The organism is Thermomicrobium sp. (assembly GCF_053493975.1).
On sequence record NZ_JBRBZA010000043.1, the window covers coordinates 26,364 to 44,545 of the forward strand.

Consider the following 18,182-nt stretch of genomic DNA (forward strand, 5'->3'; position numbering starts at 1 on the left):
CCCTACTCCTCTTCGAAGCCGTACTTCTTGTCGATCACTCGGTTCATGGTCAATGCATACACGAAAATCAGAATGACGTAGACCGTGATCGAGAATTGACTGGACAACCAGTAGCCGAGCGGGAAGCCGGTGAGGATTTTAATATTGTTCAGCGAGGCGGCGAATGGAGGATGAAGGTACGTCACTGCAAACCAGATCACCAGGAGCGTGATGATGAGGCGCAGCTGCTCGCGCCAGTAGGCTTCGAGTCGGCTCGTTTCTACCTGCCGGCTGCCTTCCATCATGAACCTCCTGCCCTCACCACGTCACGATCCGCGGGTCGTCACCCCAAGACTGACGTGTGTCCTCCCTGTCAAAGACGAATGGGCCGTGGCGTGATCCGATCAGTGGTTCACCTCCTCTCTGGATGATCTGCGATGCGCTGCCGCTCACCCTAGGCTCGCTCGCGACTCGCTCGTCCAGCAGACGGAGATATCAGGTAACCGACTCAGTTTATCTGCTCTATACCGGAACGACAGCGCATTGTCAAGAGGGGTCGTTTTATGGTGATCAGAAGTTCCGGTTATACGTAACGGGAAGGTTCCTCAAGAGTCGACCGGCCCAGACTGACCGGAATTCTCGAGGAAGCGTTTCGTCGAAGGAGAACGCCATCGGGCTCCCTGGACTGCGCAATGGCGGATGCCAGCGCAGGGGGTACTCTTGTTTTTCCGCAGAGGCGAACGCGTACACGAGGAGGGACGGTGTCTCGCCTCGCTCGGCGAGCACGTGATGCTCGGTACCGATCGCGCTTCTCTGCTCGCGACCGCGACCCGTGGGAGGAGAACGAATGCAGACGCTCGTTCAAACATCGACCGGTGTGGTGAGCGATCGCGGTGTGGAGTAGGCAGTAGGCGATCAGCGTCCGTACACTATCGTCAGGGGTAGCTGTGTCGACGCCGATCCGCAAGCAGTATCTGGAGATCAAAAGACAGGTGCCCGATGCGCTGCTCTTGTTCCGGTTGGGCGATTTTTACGAACTCTTCGACGACGATGCGGAAATCGCCAGCCGGATTCTCGATATCGCCTTGACGTCACGGGATCTCGGCAAGGGCCAGCGGGTGCCGATGGCTGGCATCCCAGCCCATGCTGCCGAGCCGTACATCGCCAAGTTGGTCGCTGCCGGGTACCGGGTCGCGCTCTGTGACCAGTTCGGCACACCGGACGGTCGCAACCTGGTGGAGCGTCGCATCACCCGGATCCTCACCCCGGGAACCATCACTGAGCCGGCCATGCTCGACGCGCGGCGCAACACCTACATCGCTGCTGTCTTCATCGAGTCGCAACGGGCCGGCTTGGCGTATGCGGAGCTCTCCACGGGAGAGTTCGCCGCGACCGAATGGGTTGCGGAACATCTCGAAGAACTCCAAGCAGCGGTCGGACGAGAACTGGTCCGGATCGCGCCGGCTGAACTCGTGCTGCCAGCCGGTCGTCGCGGGGCGATCCCTTACGAGGAAGCTGTCATCACCGAATTGGAGGAGCGCGCCTGGCGAGAGCACGAGGCGCGTCGCGTCTTGCACGAGCACTTCGGGGTGGAGACACTCGCGAGCTTCGGACTCACAGAGCGCCCGGCGGCGCTGCGGGCAGCGGGTGCGCTGCTCGGGTATCTCCTGGACACGCAAGTGGGACAGTTACCCCAGCTCGACGATCTCGTCGTGTACCAGACGAGTTCGTTCATGCCGCTCGACGCGGTAACGCGACGTAACCTCGAGCTGCTCGAGTCGGCACGCGGAGAGCGCGCTCGTTCGCTCGTATCGGTGCTCGATCGGACCGAAACACCGATGGGTGCACGCTTGCTCCGGCGCTGGCTCAGCCAGCCGCTTCTCGATGTGGGCGGGATTCGGCAGCGGCAGGAGCGCGTGGCGGCGCTCGTCGAGGAGACACTCGTCCGTGCCCGGTTGGGAATCCTCTTGGCCGACGTCGCCGACCTGGAACGACTGGCCAATCGTGTCTTGACCGGGCGTGTGACACCTCGCGAACTCCGGCAACTCGGGCACTCGCTCGTTCGCTTGCCAGAAATCGCCGAGCTCGCGGGCCGGCGACCAGAACTTGCACCCCTCTCGGCGCTGCCAGATCTCCTGCCGGTTGCCCGTCTCATCGAGTCAGCGATCGTCGAGGATCCGTCCCCGAGTCTCGGTCAGGGGCAGGTGATTCGTGCTGGGTTTGCGCCGGAGCTAGACGAGCTGCGGGAACGGGCACGTGCGGCGCGCGAATGGATCGTCTCGCTGGAGCAGCGCGAGCGGGAGCGCACCGGTATCCGATCCCTGAAGGTCGGATACAACAAAGTTTTCGGCTACTACATCGAGGTGAGCCATGCCAATCGGCATCTCGTTCCGCCCGAATACCAGCGTAGGCAGACGTTGGTCGGGGCCGAGCGCTACGTGACGCCGGAACTCCGCGAGTTCGAGAGCGTGGTCTTGCAGGCAGAAGAGCGGATCGCGGCACTGGAGGAGGAGGCCTATCGTCGCGTCGTCAAGGAATTGGCCAGCTGCGCCGCGCAGATCCGGCGAGCAGCGCAACTCGTGGCCGAATTGGATGTCTACCGCGCGCTCGCGGAGGTGGCGGTAGAGCGAAGGTACGTCCGCCCGATCGTCGACGAGAGTACGGTTTTGGACATCAGGGGTGGGCGCCATCCGGTGGTGGAGACGACGCTGGAAGCGGGCCGCTTCGTCCCTAACGATGCGCGCCTCGATACCGAAAGCGAACAGATCGTGATCCTCACCGGTCCCAACATGGCCGGAAAATCGACCTTTCTCCGTCAAGTAGCACTGATCGTGTTCTTGGCACAAATCGGTTCGTTCGTGCCAGCCGATTTCGCTCGGATCGGCATCGTGGATCGCATTTTCACCCGCATCGGTGCCCAGGACGATATCGCGGCCGGTCAGAGTACCTTCATGGTGGAAATGATCGAGACGGCATCGATCCTGCGCCAAGCGACTCATCGCTCGCTCGTCGTGTTGGACGAAGTCGGCCGGGGAACGAGTACGTACGACGGTTTGGCGATCGCTCGTGCGGTGGTGGAGTACTTGCACAACCATCCACGACTCGGCTGCCGAACGCTCTTCGCGACGCACTACCACGAGTTGACGGAACTGGAGCGTGTCTTGCCACGAGTCCGGAACTACCGTATGGACGTGTTGGAAGAGGGGGATCGCGTCGTCTTTCTCCACCGAGTCGTGCGGGGTGGAGCCGACAAGAGTTACGGGATTCACGTGGCCCAGCTCGCTGGCTTGCCGCAGGCGGTGGTTCGTCGGGCACGGGAAATCCTGCAGGAGCTCGAATCGGCACGGAGCGGTGAGCGTACGCGGCGACGCCAGAGTATGGCCAAGGAGGTGCCCCTCACGATCCAGCTCACGCTCTTCAGCCCGCCGCATCCTGTCTTGGAACGACTGCGCTCGCTGGAACTGGATGCAATGACGCCGCTCGAGGCGCTGACCACGCTCTACGAATTGCAGCGGTCAGCGCAGGAAGCCGAGTGATCGCTGTGCGCAGCTGTCGCGGCAGATGGCTGTGCGAGTGAGGGACGGAGAAGGCGGAGCGGCAGGAATGCGGCGAGGGCGAGCATGGCAGACAGAGCGAACATGGCGCGTGGTCCGAGGGTGCCGTAGACCGGTGTATAGAGTGCCGGCGCGAGACCCTGGACCAAGAACCGCGCTCCGAGGAAGTAGGCCGATGTCGTGCCGCGATGGGTCGGTGCCGCCTCGACCGCGAGGATGCTGAAGGTCGTCCAGGTCAGCATCGCAGCGAGACCGAGCCCCAGGTACGCGAGGGCGAACAACGCCGGATGCGGTGCGGCTGCCATCAGCACGATCGTCGTCGCGACACTCGCCAGACCGATCGCGGCACTCGGTTGCGTCCCGAGGCGCTCCAGGAGCACGCCAGTTACCGGGGCGAACAAGATCGCCCCGACACCATAGAGCGCGACGATCAGTCCGATCAACGCGTAGTCCAACTGCCACAGATCGCGCAAGGCTTGCCCGAGCAAGTACGCGGTCCCCATGATGGCGGCGTTGGCGAGAAAGGCGAGTGCGACCACGCGGGCGGTCGCTCGGTCGAGTGCCTGGACGAGGTCGCGCAGTGCAGCCCGCATCGAGGCGTAGCGTGGGCGATGTGGGACGGCACGGCCGAAGCGGGCGAACCAGCCGAGAAGCCAGAGTGCAACAACCCAGCTGAGAAACGTGGCGCTGACGAAGAAGAGACGCCATGACCAGGTCACGAGGAGACCTGCCACGAGTGGCCCGAGCAGATGGCCAGCTTGGTTGGCAGCAGAAAAGATGGTGACCGTGCGAGGGAGGCGTTGGATCGGCAAGGTGTCGCCCAGCGTTGCCAGCAAGATCGGTGTGGTGAAAGCATTAGCGATGCCGAGCAAAACACAACCCAGCAAAAAGAATGGCAGGTTCGGCGCCAGGGCACAGACGAGTGCGGCGAAACCGAAGCTGCCGAAACCTGCCAGGATAGTCGAGCGCCGCGAGGTGAGGTCGGAAATCGTGCCGGAGAAGAATTGGCACAGGCCGAACGTCGCAAGATAAGCCGGGACGATCGTGGAGAGAATCGCGCGATCGACGCCGAAGACGCTTTGTAAGAGTGGGAAGAAAACCGGGAAACTCGCACCGGTGTAGGGGCCGATGAACGATCCTAGATGAAACGGGGCGAGTCGCCACTGGTCGAGCACGCTGTCGGAGTCTTTTGTTCGATCGGTTGCCATCTGACGCTCCCGTCGAGCACAGTGTAGCGCGCGAACGATCGCGGTGTTCGCCTCGTTCTGGAGTTCGGCACGAGCTACCCTCCTCGATCACCTCATCCGAGCCTACTCGACGCGTTGTGCTGCGTGCACAAGCGACGCGGTGCACGTTGCGCACGATGCTGCGGTCAGCGCGGTCTTCCTCCCGGTATCGTGCACGAAGGGAGAGGAGCGATGATGCCGATCGGAGACATCCAGCGCCAACGCGGACCGCCGCTCGTGCCTCGTCGCCAGGAAGGAGAGGCCAGAGACGACTCAGTCGCTGCACTGAGGCAGCAGGAAGGAGCTCGACGATGAGCGAAGGTGCGATCGCCTGGATGCTCGTTGCGACAGCGTTGGTCCTCCTGATGACCCCGGCATTAGGGTTTTTCTACGGCGGGCTCGTTCGCTCCAAGAACATTCTCAACACGCTGATGATGAGTTTCGGTGCGGTCTCTGTCGTGGGACTCGCGTGGGCGCTGCTCGGCTACTCGCTCGCCTTTTCCTCTGGGTGGGCGCTGATCGGAGACCTTTCGCACGCGCTGCTCCGTGGAGTCGACCTGCAAGGGGCTGACGCGATCCCGCACGTGCTGTTCATGGCTTTCCAAGGGACCTTCGCCATCATCACCGCGGCACTCATTTCGGGAGCGCTGGTAGAACGGATGCGCTTTGGGCCCTACCTCGCGTTTCTCGCGCTCTGGGCGATCGCGATCTATGCACCGATCGCGCACTGGGTTTGGGGAGGTGGCTGGCTCGCCGACTTGGGCGCTCTCGATTTTGCTGGTGGAACAGTCGTGCATATCAATGCTGGTATCGCGGCGGTCGTCGGTGCGCTCGTCCTCGGTCGCCGACGCGATTACGGTCGTCAGGCCATCTTACCGCACAATATTCCGTTCGTCTTGCTCGGTGCGATGCTGCTGTGGCTCGGGTGGTTCGGGTTCAACGCGGGGAGTGCGCTCGGGGCGAACGAGATCGCTGGACTCGCCTTCGCGAACACCATGCTGGCGCCGATGGCGACCGCGCTGGTCTGGATGACTCTCGATCTCGTGCGGAGCGGCAAGGCGACGGCCGTGGGGCTCGCGACGGCGATCGTCGTCGGCCTGGTCGCCATCACGCCAGCTGCGGGATTCGTTTCGCCGTTGTCAGCGATCGTGCTCGGGGCGCTGGCTGCCTTTCCGAGCTATTTCGCGTTGCTGTGGCGAGCCCGGACACGGCTCGATGATGCGCTGGATGTCTTCGCAGCGCATGGCGTCGGTGGACTGACCGGAGCATTGTTGACCGGTGTCTTCGCGCAGGAGTCGTGGAACGGAGTCGCGAACGGGCTGCTCTTCGGCAACCCGCAGCAAATCCTGATTCAAGCGGTCGCGGTGCTCGCGGTCATCGGGTACAGCGCAGTCGGCACATTCGCCATCTTGCGGGCGATCGCGTTGGTGACACCGCTCCGCGTTGCGGATACCGCTGAGCGCATCGGCTTGGATGTCACTGAGCACGGTGAACAGGCCTACACCAGTGGAGAGGGGGCGGTGTTGCTCTTGCCCCTGAACCGGACGAGCGAGGTGGCCGCTCATCCCGGTCCGGTCACCGAGAAGGTGGGAGGCAGCGCATGAAGCTCATCGTCGCCATCATTCGACCAGAAAAACTCAACGAGGTTCTGGAAGCGCTCTTCCAAGCAGAGGTTCGTGGGCTGACGATTTCGGCCGCCCAAGGACACGGTGGAGAAACAGAGCAAGTAGAGACGTATCGTGGCATGACCGTGAAGATGGAGCTCTCGCCGAAGATTCGGCTCGACATCGGCGTGTCCGATCATTTCGTCGAGCCGACGGTGCGTGCCATTCTCAGCGCGGCACGCACCGGGGAGGTCGGTGACGGCAAAATCTTCGTCCTCCCGGTCGAGCGGGTCTATCGCATCCGAACGGGCGAGCGCGATGAAGCAGCCGTCACGCCTGTGGCCTGATCGAGCAGATGACCTCATCCCCACCCACCAACCGGCCCCCGGGAGCGTTCCCGGGGGCCGGTTGCGGCATGGGATGGATGGGAGGTCAGTCTGCAACGGCTTGGGCCTCGACCACGCGCTCGCGGGCGCGACGCGCTGGGCGTTCCTCGGCCGCCTCGATCGGTGGATGAGGGACGACTTTCCAGAACGCGCTGCGGAGTTCTGCCCAGCGTTCCAGGATCTCTCGCCCGCGTTGGGTCCCGGTCCAGGCGACATGCTGGCTGATGAGCGAACGAAGGAGTTCGTCGTCCTCGTCACTCAAACGCTCGAGCTGGACATAATCGCGGTTCAGTCGTGTCGGGAAGACGCCTTCCGGATCGAAAACGAACGCCAATCCGTTGGTCATACCGGCGGCGAAGTTGCGTCCCGTCGGACCGAGAACCACGACGACTCCGCCGGTCATGTATTCGCAGCCGTGGTCGCCGACACCTTCGACGACCGCTACCGCACCGGAGTTTCGAACCGCGAACCGCTCACCAGCTTGGCCGGCAACGAAGAGCTGGCCACCAGTCGCACCGTAGAGGACGGTATTGCCGACCAAGACATGGGGACGCGAAGGGTCAGCTGGTGGCTCCGGCGAGCGCACGACGATCGTTCCACCACCCATACCCTTTCCGACGTAGTCGTTCGCCTCCCCGGTCAGGATGAGAGTCAATCCGTGCCAACACCAGGCGCCGAAGCTCTGTCCAGCTTGGCCAGTAAGTTCCACGGTGATCAAGCCGTCGGGCGCATGGTCGCGGCCGAAGCGCAAGCTCAGCTCGCCAGCCAGCCGGCCGCCGACGGCCCGGTGATGATTGCGCACGGTCGCAGCGATGCGGACGGGCTGCCGCTGTTCGAGAGCTGGACGCGCTCGCTCGACCAACCACTCGTCGAGTGCGGGGCCGGTGAGATCGTGGAAGATATTGCGGTCGTAGAGACAACGTCGCGGTGCGGTCGGATCGGGTGGAGGCGCGAGCAGCGGGGTCAGATCGAGCGTCGCCGCCGGTCCATCGAGCTGGTCGAGCACCGCGAGGAGTTCGACACGCCCGACGATGTCGTCGAGACGCCGCGCACCGAGCATCGCCAAGTACTCGCGGACCTCTTCGGCCAGGAGTGTGAAGTAATTGATGACGTGTTCCGGCTTACCGGCGAACCGCTTCCGCAAATCCTCGCGCTGCGTGGCGATACCGGTCGGACACGTATTGAGGTGACATTGGCGAGCCATATCGCATCCGATGGCGACGAGTGCAGCCGAACCGAATCCGAATTCTTCCGCGCCGAGCAGGGCGGCGATGATGATGTCGCGTGCGGTCTGCAAACCGCCATCGGTCCGCAAGCGGACCCGGCTCCGCAGATCGTTGAGCACCAACGTCTGCTGCGTCTCAGCGAGCCCGAGTTCCCAGGGCACCCCAGCGAACTTGATCGACGAGAGGGGAGACGCCCCGGTTCCGCCGCTGTGCCCGCTGATCAGGATGTAATCGGCGTGCGCCTTGGCGACGCCAGCAGCGATCGTCCCGACGCCAGCCTCGGCCACCAGCTTGACGCCGACACGCGCCCGCGGATTGACCATCTTGAGGTCGTAGATGAGCTGGGCCAGGTCCTCGATGCTGTAGATATCGTGGTGTGGTGGCGGGGAAATGAGTTGGATGCCCGGAATGGCGTGACGGAATCGCGCGATGATCGCTGTGACTTTGTGGGCAGGAAGCTGACCGCCTTCGCCCGGCTTCGATCCCTGGGCGATCTTGATCTCCAGCTCCTCGGCACGAACGAGATATTCGGCGGTCACCCCGAATCGGCCACTGGCTACCTGCTTGATCTTGTTGTGCGGCACGTCGCTGCCGTTCTCGTAGTACCAGTCCGGATCCTCGCCACCTTCACCGCAGTTGGAGCGGGCGCCGATCCGGTTCATCGCGATCGCCAGCGTGCGGTGCGCCTCTGGCGAGAGGGCGCCGAGCGACATCGCCGTGACGACGAACCGCTTGCGGATCTCTTCGGCAGGCTCGACTTCCTCCAATGGAATCGGCTCGGTGGGGCGGAAGGTGAGGAGGTCGCGCAGCGTAGCTGGCCGCCGGTGCTGCACCACCTGCACGTACTGGCGGTACGCATCGCGATCGCCGGTTTGCGCCGCCTGCTGCAGCGCGCGCACGTTGGTCGGGCTGAAGGCATGGTATTCGCCGTCCTTGCGGAATCGAACGAATCCCCAGTCAGGCAGCTTGTCCAACGACGCACTGAAGGCTGCGTGGTGGCGTGCGAGTGCCCGTTCCGCGATCCCGGCGAGGTCCAGTCCACCCAGCCGCGAGGGTGTACCGGTGAAGTACCGATCGACCACGGATGGATCCAGCCCGAGGATTTCGAACAACTGGGCACCCTGGTAGCTGGCCAACGTCGAGATACCCATCTTAGACATGATCTTGAGCAGGCCGGCGTCGAGTTGCTTCAAGTAGTTCTTAGCGAGCTGGTCAGGGGAAAGCTGCTCAGCGCCACGGCTCCCCGCGAAACTGCGGGCGACGTGGAGCGCCAGATACGGATGCACGGCAGCGGCTCCGTAGCCGATGAGCACGGCTGCCTGGTGGACATCCCAAACATCGCCGGTTTCGCAGACGATGGAGGCGCGCAAGCGCTTACCGATCCGGATCAAGTGGTGATGGAGCGCACCGACCGCCAACGGCATCGGGATCGGTGCGTGCGCCTCATCGACGGCACGATCGCTCAGGATCAGGATACTCGCGCCTTCGTCGATCGCGCGTTCCGCCTCCTTCAGGAGTCGTTCGAGCGCCTGCTCGAGTCCGGCCGGTCCGTCCGCGACTGGGAAGATGGCAGCGAGCGTTCGGGCGCGTAGCACCGGGTGATGGGCCAGCGCGGCCAGCTGATCCTCCGAAAGGAATGGGCTGCTCAGATGCAGCAAGCGCGCGTGTTCGGGGAGTTCGGTCAGCAGATTCGGCCACGGCCCGAGATGGACGTCGAGCGACATCACCAGCTTTTCGCGATACGAGTCGATCGGCGGATTGGTCACCTGGGCGAAGCGCTGGCGGAAGAAATGGGCGAGCGGTCGAGGGAACTCGGACAGGACCGCCAATGGCGTGTCGTCTCCCATCGACCAGAGCGGCTCCTTGTTCTCCACGGCCATGGGATGAACGACCAACCGCTGGTCCTCGGCAGTGAAGCCGAACGCCACTTGACGACGGAGCCAGCTCTGCTCGTCGATCTCGTGACCGTTGCCATCGACTGGCGCGCTACCCAGGGAGAGACGATACTGCGTCAGCCACTCGCCATACGGTTTGCGGGTGGCCAAAAGCCGTTTGATCTCCTCGTTCCGATACACGGTGCCCGTGACCGTGTCGGCGACCAACATTTGACCCGGGCCGAGTCGTCCGCGTTCGACCACCTTCCGCCCGGAGAGGTCGATCACACCCGTCTCGCTCGCGAGAACAACCAGTCCGTCCTCGGTGATCGAGTACCGAGCTGGTCGCAGGCCGTTCCGATCCAGGACGGCGCCAGCGACGCGACCGTCCGTGAACGCGATGGCAGCTGGTCCATCCCACGGTTCCATGAGCCCGGCGTGGTAGTCGAAGAACGCGCGGATGGCCGGGTCCAGATCGGTCATGTTTTCCCAGGCTTCGGGGATGAGCATCGCCACCGCGTGGACGATGTCGCGCCCCGAGAGCTCGAGGAATTCGAGGACCTGGTCGAGACTCATCGAGTCCGAGCCGTCCGGATCGATGATCGGGAAAAGCTCGGCGAGGGAGTCACCCCACAGCGGCGAGAAGAGTTCCGGTTCGCGAGCTCGCATCCAGTTCCGGTTCCCCTGCAAGGTGTTGATCTCGCCGTTATGTGCGATACGCCGGAACGGCTGTGCCAGCTGCCAGGTGGGGAAGGTGTTCGTACTGTAGCGCTGGTGGAACAACGCCAGCGCACTCTCCATGTCCGGGTCTCGGAGATCGATGTAGAAAGCGCCGAGGTCGCGGGCGACGAAGAGGCCCTTGTAGACGATCGTCCGACAGGAGAGCGAGGGAACGAAGAAGCCGCGAGCTCCGAGCTCCTTGGCGGTCTGCTCGGCTCGCCGTCGTGCTCGGTAGAGCCGACGCTCGAACTCCATCTCGTCACAGCCGACCGGGCGCAGCGCGATCACTTGCTCGATGCGTGGCATCGTGGCTCGCGCCTGCTCGCCGAGTACCCCGGGATCGACTGGAACGAGCCGCCACCAGATCCCATCGATGCCGTGCCGCCGCAGCGCGCTGGTCAGCGCGTCCTTGCAGCGGATAGCCAGGTCGTCGTTGTCAGCTGGTAAGAAGACGAGACCCGCAGCGAGATCAGCCGGATCGACTGCCTCGACACCCAACCGCGCCAGTTCCCGCAGGAGAAGCTTGCGGGGAATCTGGACGGTGATCCCTGCTCCGTCACCGGTCTTGGCATCGGCGGAGACGGCTCCACGATGCGTCAGATTGACGACGGCTTCGAGCGCGTACTCGACGATCTGGTGACTTGGCCGACCAGCGAGATCAGCCACGAACCCAGTGCCACACGCATCGTGCTCGTAGTGCGGGCTATAGAGGGGAGCGGCTCCCGCCGACTCCTCGATGCTCAGACGCTTCATCGCGTTCGTTTCTCCTTCCCTCTGCATTGAGGTCGTCGCTCTCAGACGACGAACGACGCAGGACCTTTCCCCCGATCGACTGGAAAACAGCGAAGACGAGCCGATCCTGCAGACGCTGAAGCGCGAATCTCCGCGCAATCAGGATCGGCAGCGAGCGCGTTACCTTGTCCTCTGGCAAGGTCGTGGACGGGAGGTACCTTCGTCGAGGAGAAGAAGACGAGTCGTGCGGTCCGAATACAGTACGATGCCGGTTCGCCGCAGCGATGCAGCCATTCCGTTCCCTCCTCTACAAGCACGCGCACCGTTGCGCGGGCTCACCGTGAGGACTTCAGCTTCACACTATAGCAGGATCATGAGCGCTGCGCAAGAGGTCAGCCGCGATCGGGGCGAGCGCATCCTTCCCTTGCGTCAGCGACCGCTCAGGTGCGGTGTCAGGGGCCTGCAGCGCCAGCGGTGCGGGTGAGCGACGCCGCCGCGTCTGCGACGGGTGAGCGGAGCTGAGCCCACAGGTTCGGAATGGCGGAGCGAGCGGTGGCGTTCCGGCCACTCGTCGATGCCAGCCTCGCCTGTCTCGAGCGCGTGCTGGGTATCGCTGAAGGATGCCCTCCCGGATCCTCTTCGCTGCTCGACCGCTGAACGCTCGCTCTTTCCAAGTGCACGTTTCAGGTCTCACAGCGGTGACGATGTGCCGATAGCGTTCCCCGAAGGAACCCCCTTGCCGACTTCGGTGCAATGTGTGAGACTACAGGCGTGCGGAACGGTGGAGACAGGGTTCTCGGAATGCCCCTGTTCGTGTCCGCATCGTTGGAGACGACGGCTGCTCGGCCGTCACGAGGGATTTCAGGGGGTGTCGTATGACTGAGGTCGCAGCGGTGCATCCGGAGCCACGCACCGCACCGGATTTCGAGCAAGAAGCGCTCAAGCATGTCTGGATCCATTCCGCCGAGTGGATCCGTCTCGCGGAGGAGCGAGGTTTTCGCGTCTTCGAACGCGCCTACGGGAGCACGCTGGTCGACGTCTACGGTCGCGAATTCATCGATGGGTTGTCCGGGCTTTGGGTAGTGAACGCTGGACACGGGCGCAAGGAGATCGCCGAAGCGATGGCGGAGCAGGCGGCCAAGCTCGCCTACGTCTCTTCCGCCAACCATACGACGGTGGCGACGGTGCGCTTGGCACACGAGCTGGCGCTCCGCTTGCCTGGCGATCTGAATCGCGTCTTCTTCTGCTCCGGTGGCTCGGAGGCGGTGGAAAGCGCCATCAAGATCGCCAAGCAAGTCCAGGCAATGCGCGGATTTCCCAAGCGGTACAAGATCATCGCCCGGCGAGGCAGTTACCACGGCATGACGTACGGGGCGATGTCGTTGACGCAATCGCGCAACGAGAAGTTCTTCGGGCCCTTCATGTATGGGGTGTACTATGTCCCCTCGCCCAACCGGTACCGCAACGACTTCGGACTGGAAGGGGAAGAGGGCGATCTGATGTGCGCGAACTACGTCGAGCAGGAGATCCTCTACCAGGATCCGGAGACGGTCGCGGCGGTGATCGGCGAACCGATCTCGACCTCGAATGGCGTCCACGTGCCCTCGCCCAAGTATTGGCAGCGTTTGCGCGAAATCTGTGACAAATACGGTGTTCTCTTGATCATGGACGAGGTGATCAACGGTTTCGGCCGCACCGGTAAGCTGTTCGCGGCTGAGCACTTCGGGATCGTTCCTGATCTGATGACGATGGCCAAGGGCATCACTTCCGGCTATGCTCCGATGGGTGCGGTCGCAGTCCGCGACAGTGTGTTCCAAATTTTCCAGGAACAGAAGGAAGTACCGCTCGGTCACTTGCTCACCTTCGGTGGGCATGCCGTTGCGGCGGCGGCCGCGCTGAAGAATCTCGAAATCTTCGAGCGGGAAGGGTTAGTGCAACAGAGCGCCGAGAAGGGTGCGTATTTGCTCGAAAGGCTCAAGGAGCTGCTCCGTCACCCGACCGTCGGTGACGTGCGTGGCCTGGGCCTGATGTGCGGGATCGAACTGGTCAAGAGCAAGACGACTAAGGAGAAATGGCCGCGCAACAGTGCTTTCATCAAGGCGCTCGAACGGCGTATGAACGAGAAGGGACTGCTTACGCGCGTGTGGGAGATCGTGCACGTTGCTCCGCCGTTGGTCGTCACCTACGAGGAACTGGATCGCATCGTGACGATCATCGACGAGGCACTGACCGAGACGGAGAACGAGTTCGCCAGCGAGATTCGGGATTGACCGTTCACGCGCTCGCGGTGACCTGACCGTCGAGCGCGGTTTCCGATGGGTCTCGTGGCTCGAATCACCTGACGAGGCGCTCGAGCAGGTCGGCGAGGCGAGCTGGCTCGAGCGCCTCGTCGCGAATGAGATAGCGCAGCGATCCGTTACGGTCGAGGATGTAGGTCACGGCCGTGTGCTGGACATCGTACTGTCCGTGGGGAAGCGGTTGGCGCATGACGGCGAGACCGAAGCTACTCCAGACCGGCTCGAGTGCGGCTCGCTCGCCGGTCAAGAAGCGGAGAGAGGAATCGAAGCCGTTGACCACGACGTAGTGGCGGATCCGCTCAGGCGTATCGCGTTCGGGGTCGACGGTGATCGCGAGCAGCCGAACGCGGTCGCGCAGAGACGTGGGGAGACGCTGGTGCGCGGCGACGAGTCTGCGGAGCGTCAGTGGACAGGTGTCTGGGCAGGTGGTGTAGGCGAAGGTCACCACGAACAGGTCGCCGTCGAGGGAGTCGAGCGAGACGAGCCGACCGTCCTGGTCGAGGAGTCGGAAAGCTGGGGCTGGTCTCCCATCCAGCTCGAGGGCCCACGAGTCCGTGTGGTGCGCAGCGTACCAGCGGTACCACGCGATCCCGGCGCTGGTACCTACCGCCGAAAGGGCGAGAATCCAGAGGAGCAGGCGAAGGCGTCGGAGCGTCATCGCTTGCTCGCCGGAGTCGGCCGGGTTTTCGTCTGCCCGCGGACTTGCGTCCTGTCCCCGAATAACCACCACCAGAGCGGGATCTGCAGCAAGACGATCGCACCCCAGAGCCACCAGGAGCGCCAGAGCGAGGAGCCGGCCCGCTCCACCGTGACGTCGAATTCGACGGCTCCAGCGCCTTCGGGTGCTCGAACGTCGAGTCGCATCCGGTACGAGCCGGGCTGGTCAACCGGAAACTCGGCAGCGTAATACAGTTTGTTCGTCGCTTGCTCGCGGGTGACTGGATATTGCCGCGAAGGACTACCGCTTACTGGCTCGATCGTCAAGACGATCTGCGCATCGTCCACGATCGCCTTCGTCTCGCGATGCTGCAGGAGGACGCTGACATCGACTGTCCCCGTCCGTAAAGGCGTCGGGCTCGTGAAGACCGTGATCTCGTACGGACCGATCGGATAATTTGCGACTCGCACCTGTCCGCCATTGGCCGCGGCCGACCAGGTAGTGACCAGGACGACGAGTAATCCGGCGATGACCGCACGAGTCAACTGACTGGGAGGCATATCTCACCTGCCTTCACCCGAGCAGTGTACCCCGCATTTCCATGGGTTGCCCGAGCAGCCACACGCCGAAGAGAAAGAGCGACGCGTGTAAGACGATCCAAGGCAGGAGCGCGCCCAGCGTGAACTCTTCCTGGCGACCCAACCAAAGAGTCCATAATACGGAACCAGCTACTCCCAGCCCGAGGACGAGGACAACCAGGTCACTGGTCGTCTGGAGCGAGAAGAGGCTGGCCAACTGCCAGTTCGGTTCCCCGAGCAGTGCTCGTCCGGTCACGTCGCGGACGAAACTCTGGGCGAGCGGCAGGATGGTCAGCGCACCAGTGAAAAAGTGGAAGAGATAGTGCGCCGCCCACATGCCGAAACCGAGTGGCGCGAGCGTGTACGCGAATCGACGGGCGACCCAACCGGTCGAACCACGGCGCGCCAGTCGACTGGTGAGCCAGCTCGCTCCGATGACCGTGACCGCGAGGATCGCCAACCCACCGGCGAAGAGGATGGCGATCAGCAGCCATTCGTTCGCCGTTCCGAGGACGCGAGCGAGCCAGCTCAGAAAACGGTAGACCGGCGATACCATGCCGAAGGCGTTGAGGAAGCCGATCGCAGTTAGGCCGACCACGAGCAACAACCAATCCGTTCGACCGGTGAGTGGCCCGATTCCGGAGCGATTCCGCTCGAGATCGAGTTCGTCATGGAGCGGGAGCCGGAGCCGAATCCCGACGTTTCCGTATGGACAGGCGTGGACGCAGTCGAGACAGAACGTGCAGTCGAGGTTGCCGACCTTCCGCGGTTGGAAGAGTCCGAGTTCGCAGCCGCGTTGGAGGAGAGTCCCCTGCGGGCTGAAGCGACCGCGGATACAGTCCTTGGTGCGACAAGATGCGCAGACTGCCGGTTCGCGGATCGTCACCTGAGTGGGTGAGAGCAACGAACCAACGAAGTTGAATTGTCCGATCGGACAGACATGCTTGCAAAAAGCCGCTCCTCGGAACAATCCATCCACGACGAATGCGCCGACGAAGTAGGCGAGGGCAACCCACGCAGTCAGAAACGGGCTGGCCCACAGATCGAACGCCTCGTATGCCCAGAAGAAGACCAAGAGAAGCAGCACGGCGACCCATTTCCCGGGTAGCCTGCCTGGCCAGGCCCGCTGCGGCCGGAACCAGCGCTGAGCGAGGCGACGTGGGAGCAGGAACGGACAGGCGAAGCAGAACCAGTTGCCGAGTAGCAACAAAGTCAGGACGACGAGTCCGCGCCAGTGGACCCAGGGGAGGACACCAGCCACGTTCTTGGGGGCGAGCGGCGGGCCGAAGAATCCGTCGTACGAGAGCACGAGGGCCATGAGGAGCAACACGACTTGCGCGCTCGTCCGTGCGTGACGCCAGCGCAGATAACGCCCCACCAGCGGGATCGCGAGGAGATCCGGGGCCCTCAGAGTGCGTCGACGTTCTCGTGCCATCGCGCGGCTCCTCAGGGCGAAGGAGTCGGACGGGGCGCGTGATCGTGGGTGGGTGTCGCGGGTGCGGTGCCTGCCCGCACGCCGGCGATCCAAGCGCGCGCTTCGAACGGTCGCCCGTTCCAGGTGCCGCGGGCGATGATGATCCAGTCGCCGGCCATGGTGAAACGAAAGTCCTGCGTCACGTAGATTCCGTCATCCGCCTCCCGCGCTCGCACGATCACTGGTTCCATTCCAGCATGGGTCATGGTGCCCTCGACTTCGATCGTGCCGAGTCCAGTCAGTGGTTGGCCTCGCTGATCGCGCAGGCGCAACTGGATCTCCGCTGGGCCGACGATCGGTGGTTCTGGGCTGACGGCTAAGATGTCGAGCGTGACGAGCTCGGCTCGTGCTTCGCCCCGACGACAAGCCGCGATCGGCAGCACGACGATCAACACTGTGAGGACGAGGGCACTAGCTCGGAAGAGTCGTTGCATCTCGACCCCCTCTCGACGCGTCGACAAGCCGACCTTCGATGAGAGGCACACGACGCGGCGGGGGTGGTTCGGGCCTGACTGGACGACTGTTCCGAGCCAGCTCTCGGTCGGGACGGGGTGTCAGCGTGCCGAGACCGAGCGTGAGAGGCGTGTCCCAAAAGATCACGTGGGCGGCGAGCCAGTTCGCTAAGCTGGTCGCACCGGGCTGAGCGAGCTGGGGACCAGACAGCTCGCCAGCTGTCACGCCGGCTGTTCCTGGTGGATGGTGATGGCCTGGTAGCTCGAACAACGCGTGCGGATGTGGCTCGGTTGCTCCACAGGAGCATTCGCTCGGGAAGAGGAAAAGCGTCGCACTCGTGACGATAACGATGACAAGCGCCAGAGGCGCTCGCGAGTTTACAGGCATACTCGCAATCGTCCTCGCGAGCCTTCTTCGGCCCGCAGTGCAAGTGTAGCGATCGAGCCCATCTGGGCGCCTTCCGCACAGGTGCGGAACTCAAACGAGGAGGGGCGATGCGAGTCCAGCGAGCGGACGCTCACCGCGGGCGAGGCGGACAGCGGTTTCGGCGAGGATCCGAGTCGCATCGAGCACGGGAACGGAAACCTCGGAGATCGGAAAGACGATCGGAAGCTCGGTGCAACCGAGGATGAGCGCTGCTGCGCCCTGTGCGATGAGCTCGCGGCTTGCCCCGAGGACGAGTGAGGCTACTTCCTGATCGGTTCTTCCCGCCTTGACGAGTGCGATAGCCTCGCTGACTCGTTCCTGCGACTGGGCATCCGGGACGATACACCGAAGGCCTCGTTCCTCCAGCGCCTGCTGGTAGAGACGGCTGGCGATCGTTCCAGCAGTGGCTAAGAGGCCAACGATCGATCCCGTGGTGACGATTTCGGCGGCGCGCTCAGCGGTCGCGGCGATCATGCTCAGGATAGGGATCGAGATACTCGCTCGGACACGAGGCAAGAAGGCATGAGCAGTGTTGCAGGGAACGATGATGAAGTCTGCACCAGCCTGTTCCAAGCGCTGCGCACTGGCCAGGAGCCAAGGCGTGGGGTCCGGTCCACCGAAGAGCAAGGCTGCCGTCCGGTCGGGAATCGACGGGTCGGCGTCGATGATGACATGCAGGTGATCCTGATCGCGTTCGGCCGGCGTCGCTTCGATGATCTTTCGATAGAGGTCGACAGTCGCGAGTGGTCCCATTCCGCCCAGAATGCCGATGATCGATCGCCTCGTCACAGCTTCCCTCCTAGCCGCAACGATGCCGCACATCAGGATAGGCGATGACGCAATACCCGCCTAGGTCACTGAACGGACTCCATCGGGTCGCTCTCTGGGCATTCCAAGAGCCAGTATGGGAAGTCGTGCCTCGCCGGTCGGTTCGCATCAGGCTCGATGGTCGAGCTCGTGGGCTCAGTGGCGCGCTTGACGGGGAGCCAGGTGAA

12 protein-coding genes are annotated in these 18,182 nt (G+C 63.4%); 4 read left to right on the forward strand and 8 right to left on the reverse strand.

Annotation, left to right across the window (positions count from 1 at the left end; genetic code table 11):
• Nucleotides 1-2: 2 nt before the first annotated feature.
• The gene (locus ACWIVK_RS07640) at nt 3-281 is read right to left on the reverse strand and encodes a DUF4212 domain-containing protein (RefSeq protein WP_448576052.1); all 279 of its coding nucleotides are present in this window, start codon (nt 279-281) and stop codon (nt 3-5) included.
• Nucleotides 282-926: 645 nt separating this feature from the next.
• Between ACWIVK_RS07640 and mutS the strand changes: the two genes are divergently transcribed.
• On the forward strand, nt 927-3,515 hold the full coding sequence (gene mutS, locus ACWIVK_RS07645; RefSeq protein WP_448576053.1) for a DNA mismatch repair protein MutS: 2,589 nt from the start codon (nt 927-929) through the stop codon (nt 3,513-3,515).
• Here the strand turns inward: mutS and ACWIVK_RS07650 are convergent.
• A complete protein-coding gene (locus ACWIVK_RS07650; RefSeq protein ID WP_448576054.1) occupies nt 3,479-4,741 on the reverse strand; it encodes an MFS transporter in 1,263 nt (420 codons plus the stop codon). The genes mutS and ACWIVK_RS07650 overlap by 37 nt on opposite strands.
• A gap of 329 nt (nt 4,742-5,070) precedes the next feature.
• On the opposite strand from ACWIVK_RS07650, the gene ACWIVK_RS07655 reads away from it, so the two are divergent.
• Nucleotides 5,071-6,363, forward strand: coding sequence for an ammonium transporter (locus ACWIVK_RS07655; protein WP_448576055.1), 1,293 nt, complete (start codon nt 5,071-5,073; stop codon nt 6,361-6,363).
• A complete protein-coding gene (locus tag ACWIVK_RS07660) occupies nt 6,360-6,710 on the forward strand; it encodes a P-II family nitrogen regulator (RefSeq protein WP_448576056.1) in 351 nt (116 codons plus the stop codon). Before ACWIVK_RS07655 ends, ACWIVK_RS07660 begins: the two co-directional genes overlap by 4 nt.
• Before the next feature lie 85 nt (nt 6,711-6,795).
• Here ACWIVK_RS07660 and gltB read toward each other — a convergent pair whose 3' ends face one another.
• On the reverse strand, nt 6,796-11,322 hold the full coding sequence (gene gltB, locus ACWIVK_RS07665; protein ID WP_448576057.1) for a glutamate synthase large subunit: 4,527 nt from the start codon (nt 11,320-11,322) through the stop codon (nt 6,796-6,798).
• Nucleotides 11,323-12,176: 854 nt separating this feature from the next.
• Between gltB and ACWIVK_RS07670 the strand changes: the two genes are divergently transcribed.
• Nucleotides 12,177-13,571 carry an aminotransferase family protein gene (locus tag ACWIVK_RS07670; RefSeq protein WP_448576058.1) on the forward strand — a complete coding sequence of 465 codons (1,395 nt, stop codon included), beginning with the start codon at nt 12,177-12,179 and terminating at the stop codon, nt 13,569-13,571.
• Between the two features lie 64 nt (nt 13,572-13,635).
• Here ACWIVK_RS07670 and ACWIVK_RS07675 read toward each other — a convergent pair whose 3' ends face one another.
• From ACWIVK_RS07675 to ACWIVK_RS07695, 5 genes are all read right to left on the reverse strand, one after another.
• Nucleotides 13,636-14,256 (reverse strand): SCO family protein, encoded by a 621-nt coding sequence (locus tag ACWIVK_RS07675; protein WP_448576059.1) that lies wholly within the window; start codon nt 14,254-14,256, stop codon nt 13,636-13,638.
• Nucleotides 14,253-14,816, reverse strand: coding sequence for a hypothetical protein (locus tag ACWIVK_RS07680; RefSeq protein ID WP_448576060.1), 564 nt, complete (start codon nt 14,814-14,816; stop codon nt 14,253-14,255). The genes ACWIVK_RS07675 and ACWIVK_RS07680 overlap by 4 nt, the downstream gene beginning before the upstream one ends.
• 13 nt (nt 14,817-14,829) lie before the next feature.
• A complete protein-coding gene (locus tag ACWIVK_RS07685) occupies nt 14,830-16,269 on the reverse strand; it encodes a 4Fe-4S binding protein (protein ID WP_448576061.1) in 1,440 nt (479 codons plus the stop codon).
• A gap of 11 nt (nt 16,270-16,280) precedes the next feature.
• Nucleotides 16,281-16,742: a FixH family protein gene (locus ACWIVK_RS07690; protein ID WP_448576062.1), complete on the reverse strand. Its 462-nt coding sequence runs from the start codon at nt 16,740-16,742 to the stop codon at nt 16,281-16,283.
• A 496-nt stretch (nt 16,743-17,238) separates the two neighbouring features.
• Nucleotides 17,239-17,976, reverse strand: a complete 738-nt coding sequence (locus tag ACWIVK_RS07695) for an aspartate/glutamate racemase family protein (RefSeq protein WP_448576063.1) — start codon at nt 17,974-17,976, stop codon at nt 17,239-17,241.
• Nucleotides 17,977-18,182: the final 206 nt, after the last annotated feature.